This window comes from Methanomassiliicoccus luminyensis B10, from assembly GCF_000308215.1.
GTDB lineage: Archaea > Thermoplasmatota > Thermoplasmata > Methanomassiliicoccales > Methanomassiliicoccaceae > Methanomassiliicoccus > Methanomassiliicoccus luminyensis.
The window spans coordinates 61,632-82,280 of record NZ_CAJE01000023.1 but is presented as its reverse complement, the minus strand read 5'-3'; the positions used below and the strand labels follow the sequence as shown (position 1 = coordinate 82,280).

Genomic DNA, 20,649 nt, shown 5'->3' with positions numbered 1-20,649 from the left:
GTCATCGGAATGTTCGAGGGCCAGTGAGCCCGGCTAGGGAATTCTCATATAGCCTTAACGTGTTAGCACATGACATACCGGGAGCGCAAAAGATGACGGCCAGCAGCGTCCTCACCAGCAAGATCGAGAGCGAGATAGATCTCCTGCAGCGCCATGTCAGGATGCTCAAGGCCATCATGGACAACGAGCCCATCGGCATCATCCGCCTGTCCGAGCTTCTGGGGGTGCCCCAGCACAAAGTGCGCTATTCCCTGCGCATACTCGAGCAGGAAGGCCTGATCCGCCCGTCCTCCGACGGGGCGGTGACCACGGAGTCCCTCAAGCCGTTCATGGAGCATCTCAAGGTCATCCTCGACGAGATGGAGAGGACCGTGAAGGAGCTCAAGACACAGCTGGGCTAGGCGCAAATGATTAATATCAGGGGGTAATTGTAGTTGCCTGCACGCCGTCGTAGCTCAGTTGGTAGAGCGTGTGACTGTTAATCCCTGGCCAACGGGGAACGGTCATCACAAGGTCAACGGTTCGAGTCCGTTCGACGGCGCCTGAATTTTCCTCTCACCTATCATTGCGACGGCGCCGTGAAAACCGCCGACGGCCCGCCGCACCAGTTCAGTCCACCAGCAGCAGGCCCGTCCATACCGGACGGTCCTTGGGCGGGATCTCGAACGGAAGGCCCGCGTTCTGGGCGGTCTGGAACACATCGATCCCCATGGCCTCCATGGACGGCCGGGAGCGGAACGGATGCCGGCAGGGCTCCCCGGACCCCTGGCCCACGCACTCCTCGCACAGGCGGCACGGCCCTCCCTCGAACGCGGCGGCGAAGCGGTATCCCATTCTCAATGCCTCCTTCTCCAGTTCGGCCATCACCTCGCTGAAGCCCTTCTTATTGCTTATCATCAGCGGAGAGTACTGGTCGTTCTGGTAGACCTCCTCCAGTGTATGGTCCTTTATGCCCTGGATGAAATCGTCGTCCACGGATATGGGGTACTGAACCAGGATGGCGTGCATATAGTTCTTCAGGACCGTGGAGAACTCCTCCAGCGCGGGGACGTTGGGCGGGCACATCAGGTTGCGCCCGTAGTTGGGGCACATGGGCACCATGCACTTAAGGCGCACCCTGTGGTCCAGGACCACCAGGTGAGCGGCCAGGACCGCTGCGCCCGAGGCGCCGTTTTGCTTGGCCACGTTGCAAAGCTTCTCGAGATCGGCGTGAGAGGACATGCCAACGGTATCGCCTAACCTGCTATAATCATCACCCCCTGATAGTACGGTCCGGGAGGTCGCGCGCCAGGAAAGACCTGTGTTATCTACAATGAGATTGAATAGGACCTAGCATGGACTGCGGGGCGGCCGCTGATGAGCATCCTCCCTTCAGCCGGGGCGGCTATGTCATCGGAGCGGTCATCGTGGCGCTGGCGTCGATCCTCCTGGGCCTCGCGCTGATAACATCGAACCCTTTGGCCTCGGGCCTCGTGCTGGCAGCGGGGGCGGCCATCGACGGGCACATCGCGCGGCGGGTGGGCGCGAGGAGCATGACGCCGCGCTTGTACGCGCTCGCGGCCCTCGTCCTCATCGCCTGCATCCTGCTCTCGTGGATATTTCGATGAAGTGCCCGGTCAGATGCGGCAGGCGGCCCTGCCGCGCTTCTCCAGGTATTTCTGGTGATACTCCTCGGCCTTCCAGAACGTGCCCGCCGGCGCTATCTCGGTGACGATGGGGGCGTTGAACATCCCGGACGCCTCCGCCTTCTTCTTCGACGCCTCGGCCTCCCCCCTCTGCTCCGGGGTGTGGTAGAAGATCACGGAGCGGTACTGCGTGCCCACGTCCGGTCCCTGCCGGTTCAGGGTGGTGGGGTCGTGCATCGACCAGAACGCGTCGACCAGCTGCGAGTAGGTGACGACGGACGGATCGAACTCCAGCTCCACCACCTCAGCGTGGCCGGTGCGGTCGGTGCACACGTCCTGGTAGGTCGGACGGTCCGTGGTCCTGCCCATATACCCCACTTGCGTCGACAGCACTCCCTTGATCTTGCTGAACGTCAGCTCGACGCACCAGAAGCATCCTGCGCCGAACGTCGCTCTCTGCGTCCCTTCGGTCATGAGCGTCCCTCTCGTTCCACAGAGTAGCGCGCAGTACTTAGAGATGCGGATTTTTCATAGCAGGTCCGATGGGGCTTGAAAAACAGCTTCTAAGAACATCGCCATTCGTCCATCGAAATGGAGATGCTCAACAGGAGAAGTGACAAGCGTGTTCCCGACGGAGAGGACGCCTCAGAACTATCGGGCCCGAGGGCTCGGCCGGCCTTCGTGTTCTGCGCCGGGGGCGGCGCGATCGGGACGGCCGCTGCCGGCACCGCCCGGTCCCTGGGCATGAGCGTGGCAGTAATGGACATCGACCCGGATTGCCTGGCCAGTAGATCGGATGATGTGGAGGTGATCACGCTGTCCGAGGTCGACCCGGAACGCATCGGCAGTATACAGTTCGTGGTCGGGGATTCCGTCGGCGGCCTTCTCCGGCTGTGCGAGACGAGGGTGCCGGACCTCATCGTCCCCGCCATGAGCGGCCACTTCGCGGCCAGGGTGGCCGTGGAATTCCTGGCGCGGAGGGGTGCCAGGGCCGTCCCGTGCACCTCCCTTCTGGACAGGACGGCCCGCAGGCTCCCCCCGGGCAAGATCCTGTCCCGAGACGAGGCCAACGCTGTGCTGGTTGTCAGCAACATGCCTGGGGGAGGGACATGCGAACCGGGCTGTTCCCAGCCGAGGAAGTGCCCGGTGACCGATGAGATCCGCAAGGCCCCCATGCACGAGCTCATCGGGTCGATCATCGCGGAGGAAGCGGACCGCTCCACGGTGCTGGCCGTGGGTACGCTGGGGGAGATAGGCGTGATCCAAGGGCCGGACCTCCATAACATGCTTGGCCGGCTGGAGCCCCTCGGGGACGGCCCCACCTTCGCCCTGGCGACCGCATGCAAATGCCATGGGATCGTAAACTTCCTGGCAACGGGCCGCGTTGAGCGCGATGGCGTCTAGGCGTTCCCATGATGGCCTTTCTCGACGTGGACGCATGCCTGGGAGTAAAGATTTATGTAGGCTAGGACATTAACCTGACCCACATAGGGGCCCGTAGCTTAGTCTGGTGGAGCGTCAGGCTCATAACCCGATGGTCGCCGGTTCAAATCCGGTCGGGCCCACCTCTATGCGCAACCATATGCCTCAATTTCGACCGTCAGCTAGCTTACCTTAATCGACCCCGCCGAAGCCAGTCGAATACGGGGAGCGTGTTCTGTTTGGCGGATTGCTCAAGTATGAAATGCTGTTACTGACATCCAGACACAGCAAGCCGGACAGGGACCGATTGGATCCGTCCGGTTCACCGACGGGCCGAAGACGTTCTGGTCTCAGTGCCAGGCCGCATGAATGCGAGAGCAAATATTGCCGATGCCGACAGCAGGCCCACGCCCATCGCCCCGAACCCTCCCAGGTACCCCAGAGCGGTGGCGGCCACCCCGCCGACGATGATGGGGCCGGAGGCCTGTCCGACATCCATCACGGTGCTCAGGAAGCCCATCGCCGACCCTGAGCCGGAGCCGGTGCAGAGGTCAGACACCAGAGCAGCGGTGGACGAGGTCACGGCGGCGAACCCCAGGCCGAACACCACCGACAGAAAGATCAGCACGATGGGGTCCTGCGTAAGGGGCATGACCAGTAGGGCCAGTCCTCCCACCGCGCATCCGCCGCTGATCAATCGGTCCCGCCCCTTGTTGTCTGACATCCTGCCCAGGATCGGCTTCGCGAATATCACCGTGAGGAGCTGGGCGCCAGTGATGAGGACGATCCAGCCAAGGTCGATGCCCACCGAGTCTGCGTAGATCACTATGAAGAACTCGAACCCGCCATAAGCGAGGTATTGCATCGCCTCCACGGACGAGGCTACCAGCACCAGCCTGTCCCTCACTATGGATCGGAGCTGGTCACGCAAGGGTGTGCCAGCGACGGCATCCCGCTTCTCACCGTCCCTCCCGCCGCGGTAGATGAAGGCGATGGCCAGAAGTGCCGATACGCCAGCGATGCCGACAATCCAATAGACGTCGCGATAGTTGCTGTTGGTCAGCAGGAGGACCGCTCCGCCCAGGAATGGCGCGAGCCCCCTCCCCACAATGGTCACGGACGAGAAGAAAGAGACTTTCGCAGCCTTCTGATCGCGGAACGTGTCGACGATGGCCGCGTTGGCCACGGTCCCGAAGATGGCGGTGGCGAAGCCGTGATAGAAACGCACTGCCATGAGCTCGGCCGGCGTGCTCACTATCAGGTAAAGGAACGGGGCAGTGGCAAACACCGTGCCCGCGGCGTACATTACCTTCCTTCGTCCGAAGCGGTCCGAGAGCGAGCCCGCGGGGAGGGAGACCAGTATCCCAGGGATGGTGGAAGCGGCGGCAATGAGGCCGAGCATGGCCTGGTCCGTCCCCAGGCTGAGGGCGAACAGTCCCAGCACAGGGTTCTTGGACATGGTCGAGCTGAGTATGGCCAGGCCGCCAGCCAGGCTCAGACCGTAGAAGAACTTGTCCCGCTCCTTCAAATCCTCACTCTCTATCCATCCCCATAGGCCAATATAATGATGTCTCGGCCCATTCTAGGTCCTCGACGGGAAGAATATGAGCATGGGTAAGAAGACATCGATCTCAAATGGCATGTCAGGTGCTTTGCGTGCAGGAGCCACGTCCGGTGCCGTAACGAGAAAAGGAAGTGGAGCCGGAAGTGGGTGCGGCTGGTCGTGAGCATGAGGCCGTACGCCTCCTCGTTCGTATCGGCATCCTGGACGGTCACGAGCACGAGGCCGTCGGCATTGAACTTGAAGGGCAGGGTCATCTGGCCAGCACCCCTTGGTCCTTAAGGTACTTCTTCACATCGCCCACAGTATAGTGCCGCAGTGGAATTCGATCATCTTTTAAATTCAATTCGATTGTTTTCGCATCTATAGCTAGCTTATTATGTAAACAATCGATTGCATGCATCATCGACATGAACGAACGCAGGACCATCTCGCGAGAGGTAGGGGGATAGAAGCAAGGACCGGGGTGCAATAATTACATATTTCACTGAAAGTTCTAGAATCCGTTTAGTCGGGAACCGATCATGGCTATAAATCATAGGCAGGCCAGTGTCAATGGAACTATGAGAATGATCCTATGGTGGTTGATCGCTGGTTCAAAGGGCGGAGTCAATCGCGCGAGGATTATCATGGCACTGCACGATCGGCCGTTCAACGCTCACCAGCTCAGCGAAAGAGTGGGGCTGGACTATAAGACCGTGCGACATCATTTGAAGTTACTTTCCGAAAATGGGATCGTCGAATCAAATGCGGGAGAGAGATATGGGGCCATGTACTTCTTGTCCAACAACATGGAAGGAAGCTATGATCTTTTCACAGACATCTGGAACAAGATCAAGGATAAGTCGGATGAGGGAAAAGGGGAGGAGTGAAGGATGGACCTGGAGACCTTAGAGATTCTGCTGATGTTGAGCATCGAGGTTGTCAATATCGCCCTACTGCTGGTGCTCATGCACACCTTTTGGACCAACTACCGTCAACTACGGTCCCCGTTCACCCGAGGCTTGTTATTGTTCGTAACAGCTTTTTTACTGAAAAGCATCCTCTACCTGGGCTTTTTCGCGTCCCTGGCTTACGATCAGATATATGGAGGACGGCCTCTTCCTGACGATGATGTATTCTTCATATTCAACATCTTCGAGACCATAGCGCTGATCATCCTCATCCGAGTTACCAGGGAATAATCGGGCAAGATTTGGGCCTGATTCTGGCATTTTCCCATATATCAGGGGAGAAATAGGCCTGCCTGAGGAAGGAATGACGGAACATATAACTGCCCGGCATTTGACCAGGGGCTTTACGGTTTCAGGCAGGTTGATGCGGCCAATAGCGAACTGGACCATGATTGTGCTCGATCCGCAGACCGTGAGGGTTGGGTACGAACAATGATATTAGATGCGCTGAATCAGCTGGTCATTGATTTCGTTTCTTCTTCGGGTTACCTGGGATTATTCTTTGCCATGTTCATCGAGGGGATCATCACACCCATACCCAGCGAGGCCATCGTGCCCTTCGCCGGCTATCTCGCCTCCACTGGACAACTGAGCCTCATCCCGGTTGTTCTGGCCGCGACCATCGGGGCGACCTGCGGCTCCACAGTGTCCTATTGCCTGGCAAGATGGGTGGGACGCCCGTTCGTCCTGCGCATTGGGAAGTATATCGGCATAAACGAGAACACCATCGGCAAGGCGGACCGATGGTTCGAAAAGTACGGGACCCGTGGGGCGCTCTTTGGTCCCATGTTTCCGGGGATACGATCGATCATAGCCTATCCTGCAGGACTGACCAAGATGAACCTGAAGAAGTATGTTCCGTACTTCTTCATGGGTAGCCTGGTGTGGAATTCCACCTTGACCATCGTGGGTTATTATCTGGGAGACGGATGGATAGAGTTCTGGAAAAGCACGGCAAATTTCGACGTTATAGTGCTCTCGGTCCTGGCGGTTGGCATCATAGGTTTCCTGGCGTATCGACACTATAACAAGAAGAGCATTGCTCCTGAACCCAAGGAGTGAACGCATGATGGGTGAGAGGGTATCTGTTGTTACCTCCGCATTGCACTAAAGATACAGATGATACCGATCATAGAACACACTACCTGGAAAGACGCCGACCGAATCCGACCGGGACCTCCACATGCGGCTATTTTTCTCAACTTTTTCAGACGATGAGCATCGTTCTGTTGCTGAGGAGGAAGCCATGGTCGTTGGTCCAGTGCCAAGGCCCAGGCCGCTAACTGAGCGTGTTCTTGTAGACCCTTCCGCCCTTCATGATCACGCGGAAGTTCCTCCCGGGGTCTGCGACAAGATCGAGGTCCTCCAAGGGATCGCCGTCGACCAGGAGAAGGTCGGCGTAGGCGCCCGCCCTCACCACCCCCAGGTCCCCTTTCTTGTAGGGGTCGCGAGGCCCGCACATCTTGAGCAGCTGCGCGTTGTCGTGCGTGGCCATCTTCAGCGCCTCGAACGGCGTGTACCACCTTTTCAACTTGGCCAGCATCTTTCCGTCCCTCTCGGCGAGCGGGGGGCTGAACAGCACGTCGGTGCCGAACGCCGTCCTGATGCCGTACTTCCTGGCCCATCCGTACACCCGGTGGGTCCCCGATGACATCTCGAGCTGCTTCTTCCGGTTCTCCGACCCCTCCGGGAAAGGAACGGCGTCCTCGTCGTCCAGGAAGGGCTGGGTGGAGAGCCAGATGCCTTTCTCGGCGATCAGCTTGGCGGTGGGTTCGTCCATCATCTGCCCGTGCTCGATGCTCCTGACCCCCGCCCGGAGGGCCGTCCGGATGGAGCGCGAGGTGTACACGTGGACCGAGACATAGGTATTCCACGTGGCCGCCACGTCCACAGCGGCCTTCAGCTCCTCGTAGGTATACTCCCCCACGTCGATGGGGTCGTAGTCCGAGGCGACCCCGCCTCCGGCCGCCAGCTTGATCTGCGTGGCCCCCATGCGCAGCGACTCCCGGGCGCGCTTGATGACCTCAGGGATGCCGTCGGCCAGGGCAAGATGGCCCGACCGGTACATGTTCAGATAATCCGGCAGCGGCTCGGCCGCGCTGGTGGGAACGGCCGAGTACGGCCGGAAGTCGGTGTGACCGGAGGTCTGCCCGATGATGGGGCCGGAGGGGTAGATCCTGGGCCCGGCGATGAGGCCCTCATCGATGGCGCGCTTCAGGCCGAAGGAGCTGCCTCCCATGTCCCGCACCGTGGTGAAGCCGTTCATCAGGACCTTCTCGGCGTTCTTGGCCGCCCGGATGTTCACGTATCCCTCCGGGACGCTCATGCCCTCGGCGATGGTGATGCTAGCGAACATCGAATGATAGTGGGCGTTGATCAGGCCGGGCATGAGGGTGCGCCCGCCCCCGTCGATGACCGCCGCCCCCTCCACATCGATCCTGCCGTCAGACACCAACTTGATCATCTCGCCTTCGACCAGAACGCAGGCGTTCTTTACGCGCCTCTTGTGCGCTCCGTCGAAGACGCTGACATTGGTGAATAGGACACTTGCTCCGCTCGATCCATCGGCCAGCATTGCTGATTCCATATCATTCATCCTCCACGGAAAGCAGTCATATCTTGACAAATGACCACTGCTCATTATTCTTACATTGCTGCCATGCTATGCGGCCTAAACCCATCATCGACAGGAACGATTGTATCATCTCCAGCAGTCCACTCGTTGCAGAAATACAATTGCTGGCCTCTCCGACGTCACCGATGGGACCTTTGCACTTTTTAGTCCGGATAACAATGTTGAAACACGTGGCCTCGAACGTCAAGGCCATGGTGCTCAACGTCCCTTCGCTCCCTCACTGGGCATGCTGGCAAGTATCGCTCCTTGCAAGAGCAGGCCATGATCCAGGCGCCTGACCATCTTCCCGGCCGGGCCGATGCTCAACGGCAAGGGAGGGATAACGTTATGAGTAGGCCAGAAGTTGGAACCCGCAAAAGTCTGGTTTTAATAACGTTGAGGTCCAGATGGATTACGGGGCAGAAGTGTGTGGCGATAAGAAAGATCGGCCGGTTGAACCTGTGCAATATTCTGGCCTGGACCCTGATGATAACCGTGAACGGGCTGGCGGGAAACACTGCCATACTGGGCGGAAAGACGACTGGGGAAATATCTAACGCGAACCCCACACTGATCACCCCCGCGGGATATGCGTTCGCGATCTGGGGTGTTATCTACATCCTCCTTGGGGTGTTTGTTGTATATCAGGCCTTGCCGCACGTTCGTGACAGACCGTTCCAAAAAAATATTGGGTGGCTGTTCATGCTGAGCAGTGCATCGAACATATTGTGGCTTTTCGCTTGGCAATACGAATATCTCGTTGTTTCCGTTGTCATCATGTTCGTCCTCCTGGCCGTCCTCATCACGATCTATGTCCGTCTGAATGTCGGGAGAGCGAAACTAGGATGGGGAGAGCGATTGATGGTCCATCTTCCCTTCAGCGTCTATCTTGGGTGGATAACCGTTGCCGCTATCGTCAATGTGGCAGCGACATTGGTTTCGATCGGATGGGACGGTTTCGGTATCGAGCCGGAGCTCTGGGCGGTCCTGATGATCCTGGTCGCAACGACGATAGCGATCCTCGTTGCGGTCACCAGACGAGATGTCGCTTACGAGCTGGTCATCATTTGGGCGCTCGTGGGCATCGGCGTCAATCAAAGTTCGAACCAGGTCGTGGCATTCATGATCTCGATATCCATAGCTGCAGTGGTGGCCGCTTTAATCGTCAGCATCTTTCTCAATGGGTCAGAAATCAGGAGGGCCGTTGGATAGGTATCGATGGATGCATGCTTAGATTTCACTCGCGGAGAAATGTGCATTGTCCCGAGGGCCGAAACGGTCCAGGGTATTGTCTCAGGGCGAGGTAAACATCAGTTCGGCCGAGAAAACCGGAAAACAGCTAGAGCCGGGGGCGAGGCTCGAACAGCAGCACCCTTATCGTCCGTTGATCGCCTTGTCGAACGGAGAGCGAGCCCTCGTCTCGCCATGCTCACGGCCTGGCCAGTGATCGCAGTGGATGTCCCGGATCGTCTATGCGAAGACACTGACGGCCTCTATCCTTCGCCAGGCTGTCCAGCATCGCTTCCGCCTGCTCTAGGTCCTCTCCGCATTCGATTGCCCGGAACTGGAGCCATTCGTTCGGCCTCTAAGAGAGAGGGGTCCGCCATGGCGGGGCGCCTGCATGAGATCGCCCCTGCTCACTGCGGCTTCACGTCGGCCTGCTCGGGGCCTCCGCAGTAGTACTTGCCCTTGATCGATATTAGCAGCCTGACCACCAGCAGCAGCACCGGCAGCTCGATGACCTCGGGGATGATGATGGCGGCCTGGATGAGCGGCTGGTCCGGGAACAGGCCCACCGCGATGGCGAGACCGATGGGCGAGTTCCTCGCTATGGTGGTGCAGCTCAGGAGCGCGCACTCCCCGTACTTGAACCCCGCCTTCTTGCTGACTATCTGCGACAGCGAGAACGCGATGATGAACAGCAGCGCGGTGGGGATGAAGATTATCGCGAGGGTGTCGAGGTTCTCCAAGATCACGTCGGTCTGGGAGGCGAAGATGAAGAAGATGATGACCACGAGAGTTAGGACCTGGAGGTTCGGGAGCACCTTGCCGAGCACGTCGTCCCTCCACTCCACTGATTTTGCCTTCTTCATGGCCCACCGGACCGCGCCGGCCAGGGCGAAGGGCAGGATGATGAACACCAGGAACGTCTCCACCAGGGCGGACACCTGGAACGGGACTACCAGGCCGGCGAACAGGAAAAGGTACACCGGGATGAGCACGACCTGGAGGATGAGGTTCGTAGGCAGGAGCGCGAGGCCGAGCGGCACGTCCCCCTTGGCCATGGAAGTGAAGATAAGGAACCAGTCGGTGCAGGGCGCTATCGAGTACAGAATGAACCCCACGAATACCGCCGGGTACGGGCCCAGGAAGATGAGGGCCAGGGCAAAGGCGGTGAGCGGGATGACCACGAAGTTGAGGAACCAGGCGATGCCGAAGAAGCGCACGTTCCTTAGAGAGCGCAGGACATCGCCGAACTGTGCGCCCAGCACCAGGCTGAACACCAGCAATATGAGGAAGAGGTAGACCACCAGGTCGAACCAGTCCTGCACCAGCCCGGGGAGGGTCATTCCGAAGATCAGGCCCGCCGCAATGGCGACGATCAAAAGGAGAGGTCGAGCACGGTCAAGGGTGCTCAGCGAAGGCTCGGACATTAGAAGTTCCAGCTGTCGTTCAAGATATAAGCATTACGTTGAGACGTAGTTAAACAATCGTTCAGCCAGCACACTGGCAGGTCAGCAGATCAGAAAGGAGAAGAGGTCGGGAGACCTCATTTTAGAACAGAGGTTTATTGGATCTCGACCTTCTTGCGGGGCACTGAAGCCTCTTCCTTCTTGGGGAGGGATATGCGCAGCAGCCCATCCTCCATCTTGGCCGACGCCTTGGAGGTGTCGACGCCCTCCGGCAGGGGGACCTGGCGATAGAACGAGGCCCGCCCCCTCTCTCGGCGCACGAAGCCTTCGCCCTGCTCCTCTGCGCTGTTCTCCTTCTCCGCCTTGATGATCAGGAAGTCCTCGCTTATCTCGATGGACACTTCCTCCTTCTTCAGGCCGGGGAGCTCCGCTTCAGCTACGTATTCCTTTCCCTCGTCCCGAATGTCCATCGTGGGCAGGCGGCATGAGGCGGACCCCGGGGACACGGCGTCCATGAACCCGAGCCTGAAGTCGTCGAACATGCGCTCCATATCTCTCAGCACTCCGCTGGGGCTCAAGTAGCCCACGGGGACCGAGTCGCCATCTCTCTTGTGCATGGCCATTGTTTGAACCTCCTTGACATCTAATTAACCGCAGGTTGATAACCTACTAGGCGAATATGTCAACGCATCTATAAGAAAGTTGCTTTAACAGAGATGACGGGAGGGAGCGCCAAGCGATCCAATGGGCCCCTGGACCTCAGGAGCTGCTCTTGTCCAGCAGGTTCAGGTAATTGGTGAGGGACTTCAGCGATTCCCTGATGTCGTTCGACGCCACGTACGCGAACCTCTGGAGGTCGGCGTTGAACTTGGCGAGGTCCCTGGCCTGCTGCTCCAGGTTCTTCTCGATGTCCTTCTGGTGCGATATGTCGGTGAATATCGCCACCGCGCCGATGGTCTTTTCCTCCGGGCCCACTACCGGCGTGGCGCTCATGAGCACGGTCGTCTCCTTCCCGTTGGCGCGCCTGACCACCGCCTCCCCGCTCACGGTCTTCTTCTCCAGCAGCGCCCTGGCCAAGGGGTGCTCCTCGGGGCTCAGGGGGCTCATGTCGTAGGGGTCCAGCAGGCCCCACATGGAATACTCCTCGATGCTGCCGGGCATGCGGCCGCCGGTGGGGAAGATGCGCCCCAGGGCGGTGTTCCCCATGGTGACCTTTCCGGAGGGCCCCTCGGAGATGGCTACTCCCGCGGGCATCTGACTGATGACCGCCTCCAGGTGGGCCTTGGCGGTCTCCAGCTTCCTTTCCAGGTTCTTCATCTCGGTGATGTCGTGGTCGATCTCCACCGCGCCGATCACCTTGCCCAGCCGGTTCCTGATGGGGGCGGCCGAGTTAATGACCGTGCCGCCCTTCCCGTCGAAGCTCTGGTAGTTGATGATGGCGCCGATGACGGTCTCCCCCTTGCGGACGGCCCGCACTATCGGCCAGTCATCGACCTTCAGCCGCTCGCCGGTATCCGGCCACCAGCCGTTGTAGTCCCCATACTCCTCGATGTTCCGGGGGAGCGGGACATTGTCACCCCAGATGCGGGGGCCCACCTTGCTTATCTCCATGATGTGGCCCTCCGCGTTGCTGAGGTATGCGCCCACGGGGACCGATTCCAGAAGGGCCCGCACCTGGAGCTGCTCCTCCTGGATGGCGGTTATCAGGCGAGCGACCTTGCGGCTGGACCTCTCCCAGTCGGTGACGTCTATCAACAGGCAGGTGACGTCGGAGGATTGGCCCGAGGGAACGAGGACCACCTGCCAAAATGTCATCACGCCGTTCCTGATCCTCTCCTGGATGCAGCCGTGGATGAACGGCTCGCCGGACGCCTGGACCTCCCTGATGATCGTTTCCGGGTCCCCCTCCACAGTATGGGACGCGGGATAGTAGGGCGGCATGCGCAGGATGCCGATGCCCCTGTACCTCTTGGGCACGATGGCATTGTACGTCCCGTTGGCGTACTTGACGCGGAGGCTCTTGCCGTCCAGCACGGCCATCCCTATCGTGGTTATTCCGATGGGGGTGTGCGAGTTTATGGTATCGCTGTCCCGGGACCAGATGTACCGGTCCTCGCTGAACGCCAGCGACAGCGCGGCGCCCAGCTTCCGTATGAGGTTCTTTCGGGTGACCCCATAAGGAGGGACCGGGATGCGATGGGCGAAGGTCAGCACGCCGAACACATCGCCGCGCACATGGAGGGGGATGGCCACCAGCGCGCGTACCCCCCAGGTCTCGTCGAGGTCGGGGACGGAGCCGGGAGCGTAAAAATCGTTGAGTTCGAATATGGACTTCTGCTTGGATATCTCCTTCATGAGATCGAGCTGCTCTTCCAGGAATATACTGTCCCTGGGAGAGTCGTTGGCACCCACCAGATATTTGGGGGACCAGTACTCGTCCTGCCGGAAGGTTATCGTGGCGATGTCCGCGCCCAGGGCCTTGGACATGTCCGTGAGGACCTCGGGGATCGCACGGTCGATGTCGTAAGATGACTGCAACTGGAGGAGGGCGTCGTCCAGCTGGGCGCTGAACTCCCTCTCCTCCTCCAGCTCGGTAACGTCCTGGAACGAGGCCATGATGTTCCCGACGTTGCCGTTCCCGTCCATTATGGGCGAGATGGTGCACTCGTAGTGCTTCGGGTGGATGGCCCCGGATATTCCCATCCGGGTGGTCATGCTCTGCTTCTCTTCCAGCACGTGCTTGAAGCAGCCCTCGATGGGGGTCTTGACTTCAGCGGGGAGCTCCACTTCCCCCCACAGCTTCCCCATCAGCTGATCGACGCTCAGCCCCAGGGCCTTGGCCATAGATGGGCTGACATACAGGAGCCTGCCATCGGTATCCACCGCCAGGTCCAGGGAGGAGCTTTGCGAGAGCATTCCTTCGAACAGCAGATTTCGGTCCATCGGAGAGCACCTTGCGCGAATGATTACCCAATGGGTTCCAGGGATTTAAGCATTGTATATCTATGCATCCGATAGTCAACGATTCATCATGCATTTATCACCATTCCTAAACGATCATCTAGGACATTTTTCCCAGAGAGCCGATACAACCGCCGACCGGATCGTTAAAGTGCGCGTTCGTTTGGGTTTTGGTCCCGCTGTCGACCATACGGGCGTACCGGCATGTCGATAAAACAGAAATATTGTATACATATGCAAATGTTAATAAGCTATACCGACAATGTCCCAGCATGGACCGCGACGACAGCGACGACTCGTCAGTGACTATATCCTACAGGGTCGCCAAGGGCATCGCCGAGCAGATGGACGAATACGTGAAAAAGAAGAAGTTGTTTAGGAACCGTTCCGAGTTCAGCTCTATGGCTGTTCGATACTTCCTCGAGCACCTTCACGAGACCGACGAGAAGAGGGTGTACACTCAGAGGATAGATGTTCAGCGTCTTTTAGAGCAAGGGAAAAGTGTCTGAACTCGTCCTCGACGAACTTCCTGTGCCTCTCATTGAGCAGCTCGGCCACATGGGGGTCCATCGTCCGGGGCACCTTGAGGATATATTCGATCTCTCCAAAATACAGGCCGGCCATCTCTGATGGGGATGTGTTCTCAAGCATGTCCCTGGTCCGGTCCTCGATCGACCCCGGTGCTGCCACCTCGCTTCTTTTTGCCATGTTTTGCCCCCAATGACTGCGATCATCCGATTTGCTGAAAAGGTGAACACGAAGTGGGTAGATATAACTAACTACCAAATCCACTCATTTTTCCATCTTTTATCTAGCAAAATTGGCACATTCTATACAATCGAACATTTCAACGCCAATTGCCCCATGGATTGTCTACCTTTCCCACATTCCGATGATCGCATACGTTTGTGTACGATAAGAATAATTTCAAAGCACTATAAGAATTTAATCGGTAGATGTAGATTTTAATTTTATCTCAATGCCTAGAATAAATGGCTCTCCCCCGATTTAGCCGTGGGGAGAGGCATCCAGCCGCGCGGAAGCTCGGCCGGTGAGAGGCGGGGCCGCGTCACTGCTCAGCCGCGGCCATTGCCGGGGCCGGCCCCAGGTTCGGGGCGGGCCTGCCGGAATACATGGCGCTCCATACCGCCATGACCGCCACGCCGATCTGCAGAGGATCGTGCACGATGAGCCTGGCCCTCTCCTCGCCCTCCCGATCGAAGCCGTAGGGGACCCCGGGCGAGGCTATGATCGCGCCTTCCCTGATCCAGGGCCCGGGGATCCGGGCGGGGGAGGCGTTGAAGATGAGCTCGGCATTCCTGATCCCTTCCTCGGGGTCCTCGATGACGGTAACGCCGAACCGCTCCCGTGCCAGGGCCGCTTTCGCCGGGTCCGTGTCGACCGCCGAGACCCTGGCTCCGGCGGCGCCGAGCCATTCGATGACCCACTGCCCCATCCTGCCGGCCCCTATCACCAGGACGTCCTTCCCACGGAGGCCCCCAGCGGCCATCTCCAGCGCGGTGCAGTAGCCCAAGGCGGTGGAGCGGCTGTTCTCCGAGAACATGCCTCCCTGGACATTGAAGGCAATGAACTCCTCGTCGTCGGCGATGAATATTATGTCAGCGCCCTCGGCAATGGCCTCGGCCATGCCCGCCACGTCCCCTTTCCGCGTCACGAAGCTGCTCATCCCCAGATGCTGGGTGACGGCGCACACCGAGCGGCAGAAGGTGGGGATCACCCCGGCCCCGCTGGACACGGGCACCGCGGCGACCTTCAAGGATGCGAGGTCGAGATCGTCCTTGCAGAGCCTCAGGGCCTCGAAGGCAAGGTCCTTCAGGCTCACGCCCAGCTTTCTCTGGAGGTCCCCGTCGCGGCCATGAAGGGTGAACGGCACCTCCTCGATCATCACGGGGGTCAGGCGGGTCACGTGTACCCCTCCGGCTCCGGGTCGATGTACTGGGTGATGTTATTCTCGTCGATAATGTTCCGCAGCGCCTTCATCCTCTTGTCCCAGGCTTGCGCGGGGGTGCTGCCGGAGCATATCATGGTGGCCCTCCAGGTCCCCTTGCCCGGCCGGTAGTCGGTTATCATCTCATCGGAGCCGAACAGGCCGGGAACGAGCCGGGGATTGCGGACGTCGGCGAAGCCGCCCTCGCCGCAGGACCTCATGGCCCTCCCTTCCACCACGAAATGCTCGTAGACGGCCGCCCCGCCCCCTCGGACGGACGGCTTGGGCAGGTTCCCCTTGACGAACACCTCCGCCAGCATCTGGACCATGTTGATGCCGTGAGAGGCCAGCACCGCCGCGGGGGTCTGGCTCGGTATCCTGGCGTCGATCTCCAGTATCTTGGGCATCCTCTTGCAGACGATGGCCTCGACGTCCATGATGCCCCTGACCCTCAGCTCGGAAGCTATCCTCAGGCTTGCCTCGGCGAACTCCTCCTCCACGCGCATGTCGCGGTCTACCCAGGGGGAGCGCACCATCTTGCAGTCGTAGGCGTCGTCGAGGTAGATCTGGGTGGTGACCAGGGGCACGAATTCCTCGCCGTTGCCGATGACCTCTATGGATATGGACGGTCCGTCCACGAACTCCTGGACCACGCACTCGTCGCCCATCCGGCGGATCCTCTCCTTGCCCGCCTCCAGCTCGCCGTTGTTGTGGGCGCAGGTGACGCCGGCGCTGCCCGATTCCCCCGAGGGCTTCACCACCGCGGGGAACCCGCACTCCGGCCAGGAGGAGGGCATCGGCACCTTCAGGCGCCTCATGAGATCGTTGGAGCGGACCTTGGAGGAGGAGACCTGGTAGGCGCTCATATCGAAGATCAGGGGGACCTTCAGGTCCTTGAACAGGCGGACCAGGTGAGTCAGCGTCGCGAGGTCCTCGTTGGCCGGCAGCACCGCGTCACAGTCGGCGAACACCTTGGCCGCGGCCTTGTCGTCCTTGATGGTGTCCATCACGATCCCGTGGTCCGCCAGCGAGAGAGCGGGAGCGTCGGCTCGGCGGTCCACGACCACCACCTCCATGCCCGCCTTCTTGGCCAGGTACGCGGCCTCCATCCCCTGAAGTTTGCCGCCTACTATCCCCAGCTTCATCAGACCACTCCCTCAACGGAGATCCTGCTCTTCCATCCGTCCACGAGGCCGCGGTACTCGCCCGGGGACGCCACGCGGACATCCAGTTCGTCGAGCATGCGCTCGATGCTACCCGCGGACCTGTCGCCGGTGTCGATGTCCAGCTCGTGTTGTGCCACCCCGGCCAGCCCCTCCCGCGGAGGGATTATGGACGTGATCACGTTGGCTCCCGCGTCCAGGCGGGGCCTCAGACCCTTCGCGCCCTCGATGTCCAGCGATGCGGGGATCAGCTTGTCCTGGTGGACCAGGCGCATGACCGCCAGGGTGACGAGTTCATCGAGGTACGGGGTGGGGGGGAGCAGCTCCATGGGGGTGTTCTTCTGAGGCACGAAGGTCATCGCCCTCACCTGTTGGACCCCCAGCTGCCCCATCGCTTCGATCGAGTCGGCGCGGTCCTCGATGCTCTCGCCCACGCCGATCATGATGCCTTCCTCGGTGAGCATGCCGGACCGGCGGGCCCACCTCTTCTGGTTCAGCCTGACATCGTAATCCTGATGGGGCCGCAGCCTCGAGAACAGGTCCTTATTGTGCGTCTCCTGGTAGCAGGCGAACCAGTCCGCCCCGGCGTCCCGGAGGGGCCCGAACCGCTCCTGCGGCAGGGTGCCCGGGGACGCCATGATGGGCAGGTCAGTGGTCTCGTTCACCGCACTGACCACTTCCAGCAGCGCATCCCAGTTGGACGGACCCCTGAACTGGGGGTCCTCTCCCATGGTGAGATCGATGAGGTGGACGCCAGCATCGTCCAGATCGGACGCGAGGGCCACCACTTCCTCCAGCCTCTTCCGGTATCTGACGCTCTCCTGGTTGGACCTCCTGTAAAAGCAGAATGAGCAGTCGTTCCGGCAGTGGGTGCTGAAATACACGAAGCCGTACAGGAACACCTTGTTCCCGAAGTTCCTCTCCTTGACAACTCTGGCCGTTTCGAAGAGGCGGCCCATCGATCCACTGTCCCTCAGGGACAGCAGGTAGGATACCTCATCTCGGGAGAGCTCCTCTCTGCCCACGGCCTTTCCCAGGATGACGTCGAGTTTTGCTTCCATGGCTCCACATCCTATATGTCGATCCTGGCGCCGTTAACGTAGACCAGGCTCCTTCCGACCTTCTTGATGTTCTGCTCTTTCGTCCGCATGAGCGCAATGCGCTCCAGGCCGAACCCCACGCCCGCCCACGGCTCGGTGATCCCATGGGGTTTGTCCATTGGCAGGGGCCCTACCGCGCCGGAGGCGAGCTCGACCCCGTCAACCTCCACGTCGATGGTGGTGCCGTACACCTCGGACCCTTCGACCACGAGCTCGTACGGCAGCCCCACCGCGTTCATGACGGTGGCGATGTGCTCCTTGAGCCGCTCCGTAGCATCGGCCTGGGGAGCGAGTTCTACGAGATTCAGCATGGTGAACTCCTCAAGGTGGTTGGACCCCCGGGACTCCTTCCGGAAGCAGGGGCCGATCTCGAAGAGCAGGAGAGGCGCGGGGACGGAGCGGCGCAGGTGCCTCATGAGGAAGTACAGGTTCGGGGCCAGCATAGGGCGAAGGGCCTTCTTGGGCCCGACCCAGAACACCTGGTTCCAAAGGGGATGGGATTCGTCGATCCCCATCTTGACCAGGCCGTCCGCGGGGATCATCATGGGGGTCTTGACCTCGATGAACCCCTTCGCCGCCAGGGCGCAGGCCAGGGTGTTCTCCAGGGAGCCTATGGGGTGGCGCTCGGGCGCCTCCGCGCATCGCCGGATCTTGGCGAGGTTGGCGCCCTGCAGGTCGGCGCTGATCCTCTGGAACGCCGACTCTCTTTCCGCTTCGGAAGAAAAAGCGAGGGACGGGTCCACGGTGCCTCCCATCTCACGGATTCTTTGGGCTTGTGCAGGTGTAAGACGTGTATCCATGGTGTCCCTCGGTCAGTCTCATCAAACTATTTCAGGGATTATGCCCTATGTGAATGGCGAAGTGCCCGGGAGTCGAACCCGGCTGCCGTGGCTGTAGAGGCCTGGTGGTCGCCGAACCAACACTCCATCCGTCGGCACGACTGCATGGCATTTCGAAGTTATAATTATTTCTATTTTGTAACTATATGCATTCATATTCTGATTTATTACCTGTTTTTATGATATAGTTGACATCATATGTAAGATAATGCCAAAGAAATGAAAAGAAAAAAGGCTCCCGCGGCCGGGAGCGATTGAAATAACGTTCCCTTCACTCCGTTTTGGGGCGGACCTCCGCTTCGACGGCCCCGGCCACGTGGTTCTTGCGCTGCGTGTAGAACCATATGGGCAGGTATAGCGACAGCACGATGATCCCGACCACTATCGCGGTGGACCCGAACTCCTGTCCGTTCAGGTACATGATGCCGATAAGGCACAGGGGGATGTTGAACAGCGCGAACGCCATCGCCACGAACTTCCAGCCCCGCGGCGCCTTGAACGGCCGGTCGAGCTTGGCCATTCCCGGATCGGTCCTGGCCTTCCAATACGCGGCCAGGCTGATGCCGTTGGCGCACGCGTATCCCATGGCCGAGGCAGCCAGAATGGCCGTGGGCGTTTCCAGGGTTATGAGCAAGAGATTGAACGCGCCGATCACCAGCATGGCCCTGACGGGCACGCCGTTGGAGTTCAGCTTGGCGAAGAACCGGGGAAGGTTCCCTTCCTGGGCCATGGAGTGCATGGCGGTCGAGGACCCCAGGTACGCGGTCTGGATGATGAGTACCATAGCCGCCATCAGCATGACGATCATTATCGCCCCGCCGAACTCGCCGAAGGCTATGTTGGCCACCGGCAGCAGGGGGGAGATGGGCTCATCGATGACCCCCTGGATGCCGAGCGTCCCGGTAACGGATGCCTGGACGAAGATGAACGTGAACAGGCATATCGCCCCGCAGGCGAACAGCGCCCTGGGAACGTCGAAACCGGGCCTCTTGTACTGAGGTCCGTAGATGGCCGCCGTCTCCCACGCACAGGCGCTCCACTGGGCGATGCCGAACAGCCCCAGGAGTATCAGTATGTGGTTCATGTCCCACTGCCAGTCAGTGGGCAGGATCGCGGTGGTGACGTTGGACCAGACGAAATCGCCGGTAACGAACGGAGCGATCGTGATTATGATCAGCGGGATGATGGATACCGCGGCAAGAACCAGTCCTATCCTGGCCCCGTTGGCAAGCCCGCGGGCGTTCACCAGGATGAGGAACGAGAAGATCACCGCTCCCGCCACCAGGGACAACAGGACATAGCTGACATCGGCCAGCGCCGGTATGAGGCCCTGCAGATAGCTGCCGATGAGCAGCGAGAATATGGCCAGCACCGGGTTCCAGGCGAACCAGTAAGCCCACGCGCTGAACCCGCCGATCAATTTGCCTCGATCATACTTCGAACCGTTCTTCTTGCTCCCGAAGACCTGCTGGGCGAACCCCGGCAGTCCGGAAGCTTTGGGGAACGTGGTAGCCAGCTCCCCGTACGCAAGGTTCTGCATGAATCCCTGGAAGACCGACATGGCCCACAGGATGATCGCCGCTGCCCACAGGTAGCTCGCGGTGTACCCTATAGATGGCAGTATCAGCAGGGGGACCCCCACGGCTATTGCCAATCCTTGTTTCCAGTCGATCGTCCTTCGCAACTCGTTCGGGTCGCAGACCGCAGCGCTCGCGTCTTTGGTGCACTGAGGACCGTTCTCCCAATCGATACCGCTGTTTTTCTCATCAGACGTTCTACTCCCCTCCTTTACCTTCTCCTCTCCGTCTAATGTTTGGAAGAAAATGACAG

General features: G+C 59.8%; 20 protein-coding genes and 2 tRNA genes. 10 read left to right on the top strand and 12 right to left on the bottom strand.

What is annotated here, in order from left to right; translation table 11 throughout:
- Positions 1-92 precede the first annotated feature (92 nt).
- Both WYS_RS12700 and WYS_RS12695 read left to right on the top strand, forming a co-directional pair.
- Complete coding sequence (locus WYS_RS12700; protein WP_019178551.1) at positions 93-401, top strand: winged helix-turn-helix transcriptional regulator; 309 nt, start codon at positions 93-95, stop codon at positions 399-401.
- 43 nt (positions 402-444) lie between these two features.
- Positions 445-541: transfer RNA gene (locus tag WYS_RS12695), tRNA-Asn, on the top strand.
- A gap of 68 nt (positions 542-609) precedes the next feature.
- On the opposite strand, the gene WYS_RS12690 is transcribed toward WYS_RS12695, so the two are convergent.
- Positions 610-1,221, bottom strand: a complete 612-nt coding sequence (locus WYS_RS12690; protein ID WP_019178550.1) for a DUF2284 domain-containing protein — start codon at positions 1,219-1,221, stop codon at positions 610-612.
- Positions 1,222-1,334: 113 nt separating this feature from the next.
- Here WYS_RS12690 and WYS_RS12685 point away from each other — a divergent pair, with 113 nt between their 5' ends.
- Positions 1,335-1,607, top strand: a complete 273-nt coding sequence (locus tag WYS_RS12685) for a hypothetical protein (protein ID WP_019178549.1) — start codon at positions 1,335-1,337, stop codon at positions 1,605-1,607.
- Between the two features lie 9 nt (positions 1,608-1,616).
- Here the strand turns inward: WYS_RS12685 and msrA are convergent, their stop codons facing one another.
- Positions 1,617-2,099: a peptide-methionine (S)-S-oxide reductase MsrA gene (gene msrA, locus WYS_RS12680; protein ID WP_019178548.1), complete on the bottom strand. Its 483-nt coding sequence runs from the start codon at positions 2,097-2,099 to the stop codon at positions 1,617-1,619.
- A gap of 117 nt (positions 2,100-2,216) precedes the next feature.
- Here msrA and WYS_RS12675 point away from each other — a divergent pair, with 117 nt between their 5' ends.
- Together WYS_RS12675 and WYS_RS12670 are read left to right on the top strand one after the other, a co-directional pair.
- A complete protein-coding gene (locus tag WYS_RS12675) occupies positions 2,217-3,029 on the top strand; it encodes a hypothetical protein (protein ID WP_019178547.1) in 813 nt (270 codons plus the stop codon).
- Between the two features lie 87 nt (positions 3,030-3,116).
- Positions 3,117-3,190 (top strand) — tRNA-Ile (locus tag WYS_RS12670).
- A 179-nt stretch (positions 3,191-3,369) separates the two neighbouring features.
- Here WYS_RS12670 and WYS_RS15415 read toward each other — a convergent pair.
- Positions 3,370-4,575 (bottom strand): MFS transporter, encoded by a 1,206-nt coding sequence (locus WYS_RS15415; RefSeq protein WP_019178546.1) that lies wholly within the window; start codon positions 4,573-4,575, stop codon positions 3,370-3,372.
- A gap of 557 nt (positions 4,576-5,132) precedes the next feature.
- Between WYS_RS15415 and WYS_RS12650 the strand changes: the two genes are divergently transcribed.
- The 3 genes from WYS_RS12650 (at position 5,133) to WYS_RS12635 (ending at position 6,623) form a co-directional block, all read left to right on the top strand.
- Positions 5,133-5,480 (top strand): ArsR/SmtB family transcription factor, encoded by a 348-nt coding sequence (locus WYS_RS12650; RefSeq protein ID WP_336603337.1) that lies wholly within the window; start codon positions 5,133-5,135, stop codon positions 5,478-5,480.
- A 3-nt stretch (positions 5,481-5,483) separates the two neighbouring features.
- The gene (locus WYS_RS12645; protein ID WP_019178542.1) at positions 5,484-5,792 is read left to right on the top strand and encodes a hypothetical protein; all 309 of its coding nucleotides are present in this window, start codon (positions 5,484-5,486) and stop codon (positions 5,790-5,792) included.
- 276 nt (positions 5,793-6,068) lie between these two features.
- The gene (locus WYS_RS12635; RefSeq protein ID WP_019178541.1) at positions 6,069-6,623 is read left to right on the top strand and encodes a DedA family protein; all 555 of its coding nucleotides are present in this window, start codon (positions 6,069-6,071) and stop codon (positions 6,621-6,623) included.
- Positions 6,624-6,840: 217 nt separating this feature from the next.
- On the opposite strand, the gene WYS_RS12630 is transcribed toward WYS_RS12635, so the two are convergent.
- On the bottom strand, positions 6,841-8,148 hold the full coding sequence (locus WYS_RS12630) for a metal-dependent hydrolase family protein (protein WP_147654252.1): 1,308 nt from the start codon (positions 8,146-8,148) through the stop codon (positions 6,841-6,843).
- Positions 8,149-8,523: 375 nt separating this feature from the next.
- Between WYS_RS12630 and WYS_RS12620 the strand changes: the two genes are divergently transcribed.
- Complete coding sequence (locus tag WYS_RS12620; RefSeq protein ID WP_147654251.1) at positions 8,524-9,387, top strand: tryptophan-rich sensory protein; 864 nt, start codon at positions 8,524-8,526, stop codon at positions 9,385-9,387.
- A gap of 425 nt (positions 9,388-9,812) precedes the next feature.
- On the opposite strand, the gene WYS_RS15410 is transcribed toward WYS_RS12620, so the two are convergent.
- From WYS_RS15410 to WYS_RS12605, 3 genes are all read right to left on the bottom strand, one after another.
- Positions 9,813-10,829, bottom strand: a complete 1,017-nt coding sequence (locus WYS_RS15410) for an arsenic resistance protein (RefSeq protein WP_019178537.1) — start codon at positions 10,827-10,829, stop codon at positions 9,813-9,815.
- Between the two features lie 134 nt (positions 10,830-10,963).
- Positions 10,964-11,431, bottom strand: a complete 468-nt coding sequence (locus WYS_RS15405; RefSeq protein ID WP_019178536.1) for an Hsp20/alpha crystallin family protein — start codon at positions 11,429-11,431, stop codon at positions 10,964-10,966.
- Between the two features lie 136 nt (positions 11,432-11,567).
- The gene (locus tag WYS_RS12605; RefSeq protein ID WP_019178535.1) at positions 11,568-13,751 is read right to left on the bottom strand and encodes a PAS domain-containing protein; all 2,184 of its coding nucleotides are present in this window, start codon (positions 13,749-13,751) and stop codon (positions 11,568-11,570) included.
- A gap of 290 nt (positions 13,752-14,041) precedes the next feature.
- Here WYS_RS12605 and WYS_RS12600 point away from each other — a divergent pair, with 290 nt between their 5' ends.
- Positions 14,042-14,278 carry a hypothetical protein gene (locus WYS_RS12600; protein ID WP_019178534.1) on the top strand — a complete coding sequence of 79 codons (237 nt, stop codon included), beginning with the start codon at positions 14,042-14,044 and terminating at the stop codon, positions 14,276-14,278.
- A gap of 560 nt (positions 14,279-14,838) precedes the next feature.
- Here WYS_RS12600 and pylD read toward each other — a convergent pair.
- From pylD to WYS_RS15395, 5 genes are all read right to left on the bottom strand, one after another.
- On the bottom strand, positions 14,839-15,696 hold the full coding sequence (pylD, locus tag WYS_RS15400; RefSeq protein WP_019178532.1) for a 3-methylornithyl-N6-L-lysine dehydrogenase PylD: 858 nt from the start codon (positions 15,694-15,696) through the stop codon (positions 14,839-14,841).
- Entirely contained in the window at positions 15,693-16,862 is a 1,170-nt protein-coding gene (gene pylC / locus WYS_RS12585) for a 3-methylornithine--L-lysine ligase PylC (protein WP_019178531.1), read from the bottom strand. Before pylC ends, pylD begins: the two co-directional genes overlap by 4 nt.
- On the bottom strand, positions 16,862-17,941 hold the full coding sequence (gene pylB, locus WYS_RS12580; RefSeq protein WP_019178530.1) for a methylornithine synthase PylB: 1,080 nt from the start codon (positions 17,939-17,941) through the stop codon (positions 16,862-16,864). The genes pylC and pylB overlap by 1 nt, the downstream gene beginning before the upstream one ends.
- Positions 17,942-17,952: 11 nt before the next feature.
- Entirely contained in the window at positions 17,953-18,735 is a 783-nt protein-coding gene (gene pylSc, locus WYS_RS12575; RefSeq protein WP_019178529.1) for a pyrrolysine--tRNA(Pyl) ligase large subunit, read from the bottom strand.
- A 355-nt stretch (positions 18,736-19,090) separates the two neighbouring features.
- Positions 19,091-20,503 (bottom strand): APC family permease, encoded by a 1,413-nt coding sequence (locus WYS_RS15395; RefSeq protein ID WP_081579990.1) that lies wholly within the window; start codon positions 20,501-20,503, stop codon positions 19,091-19,093.
- Positions 20,504-20,649 lie beyond the last annotated feature (146 nt).

Bases quoted from the DNA above. Each gene is read 5' to 3' on its own strand.
- pylSc (WP_019178529.1), bottom strand. From the start codon at position 18,735: ATGGGAGGCACCGTGGACCCGTCCCTCGCTTTTTCTTCCGAAGCGGAA.
- msrA (WP_019178548.1), bottom strand. From the start codon at position 2,099: ATGACCGAAGGGACGCAGAGAGCGACGTTCGGCGCAGGATGCTTCTGG.
- WYS_RS12690 (WP_019178550.1), bottom strand. From the start codon at position 1,221: ATGTCCTCTCACGCCGATCTCGAGAAGCTTTGCAACGTGGCCAAGCAA.
- WYS_RS15410 (WP_019178537.1), bottom strand. From the start codon at position 10,829: ATGTCCGAGCCTTCGCTGAGCACCCTTGACCGTGCTCGACCTCTCCTT.
- pylB (WP_019178530.1), bottom strand. From the start codon at position 17,941: ATGGAAGCAAAACTCGACGTCATCCTGGGAAAGGCCGTGGGCAGAGAG.
- WYS_RS12685 (WP_019178549.1), top strand. From the start codon at position 1,335: ATGGACTGCGGGGCGGCCGCTGATGAGCATCCTCCCTTCAGCCGGGGC.
- WYS_RS12650 (WP_336603337.1), top strand. From the start codon at position 5,133: ATGGCTATAAATCATAGGCAGGCCAGTGTCAATGGAACTATGAGAATG.
- WYS_RS12635 (WP_019178541.1), top strand. From the start codon at position 6,069: ATGTTCATCGAGGGGATCATCACACCCATACCCAGCGAGGCCATCGTG.
- WYS_RS12700 (WP_019178551.1), top strand. From the start codon at position 93: ATGACGGCCAGCAGCGTCCTCACCAGCAAGATCGAGAGCGAGATAGAT.
- WYS_RS12605 (WP_019178535.1), bottom strand. From the start codon at position 13,751: ATGGACCGAAATCTGCTGTTCGAAGGAATGCTCTCGCAAAGCTCCTCC.
- WYS_RS12675 (WP_019178547.1), top strand. From the start codon at position 2,217: ATGGAGATGCTCAACAGGAGAAGTGACAAGCGTGTTCCCGACGGAGAG.
- WYS_RS12620 (WP_147654251.1), top strand. From the start codon at position 8,524: ATGAGTAGGCCAGAAGTTGGAACCCGCAAAAGTCTGGTTTTAATAACG.
- WYS_RS15405 (WP_019178536.1), bottom strand. From the start codon at position 11,431: ATGGCCATGCACAAGAGAGATGGCGACTCGGTCCCCGTGGGCTACTTG.
- pylC (WP_019178531.1), bottom strand. From the start codon at position 16,862: ATGAAGCTGGGGATAGTAGGCGGCAAACTTCAGGGGATGGAGGCCGCG.
- WYS_RS12630 (WP_147654252.1), bottom strand. From the start codon at position 8,148: ATGGAATCAGCAATGCTGGCCGATGGATCGAGCGGAGCAAGTGTCCTA.
- WYS_RS12645 (WP_019178542.1), top strand. From the start codon at position 5,484: ATGGACCTGGAGACCTTAGAGATTCTGCTGATGTTGAGCATCGAGGTT.
- WYS_RS12600 (WP_019178534.1), top strand. From the start codon at position 14,042: ATGGACCGCGACGACAGCGACGACTCGTCAGTGACTATATCCTACAGG.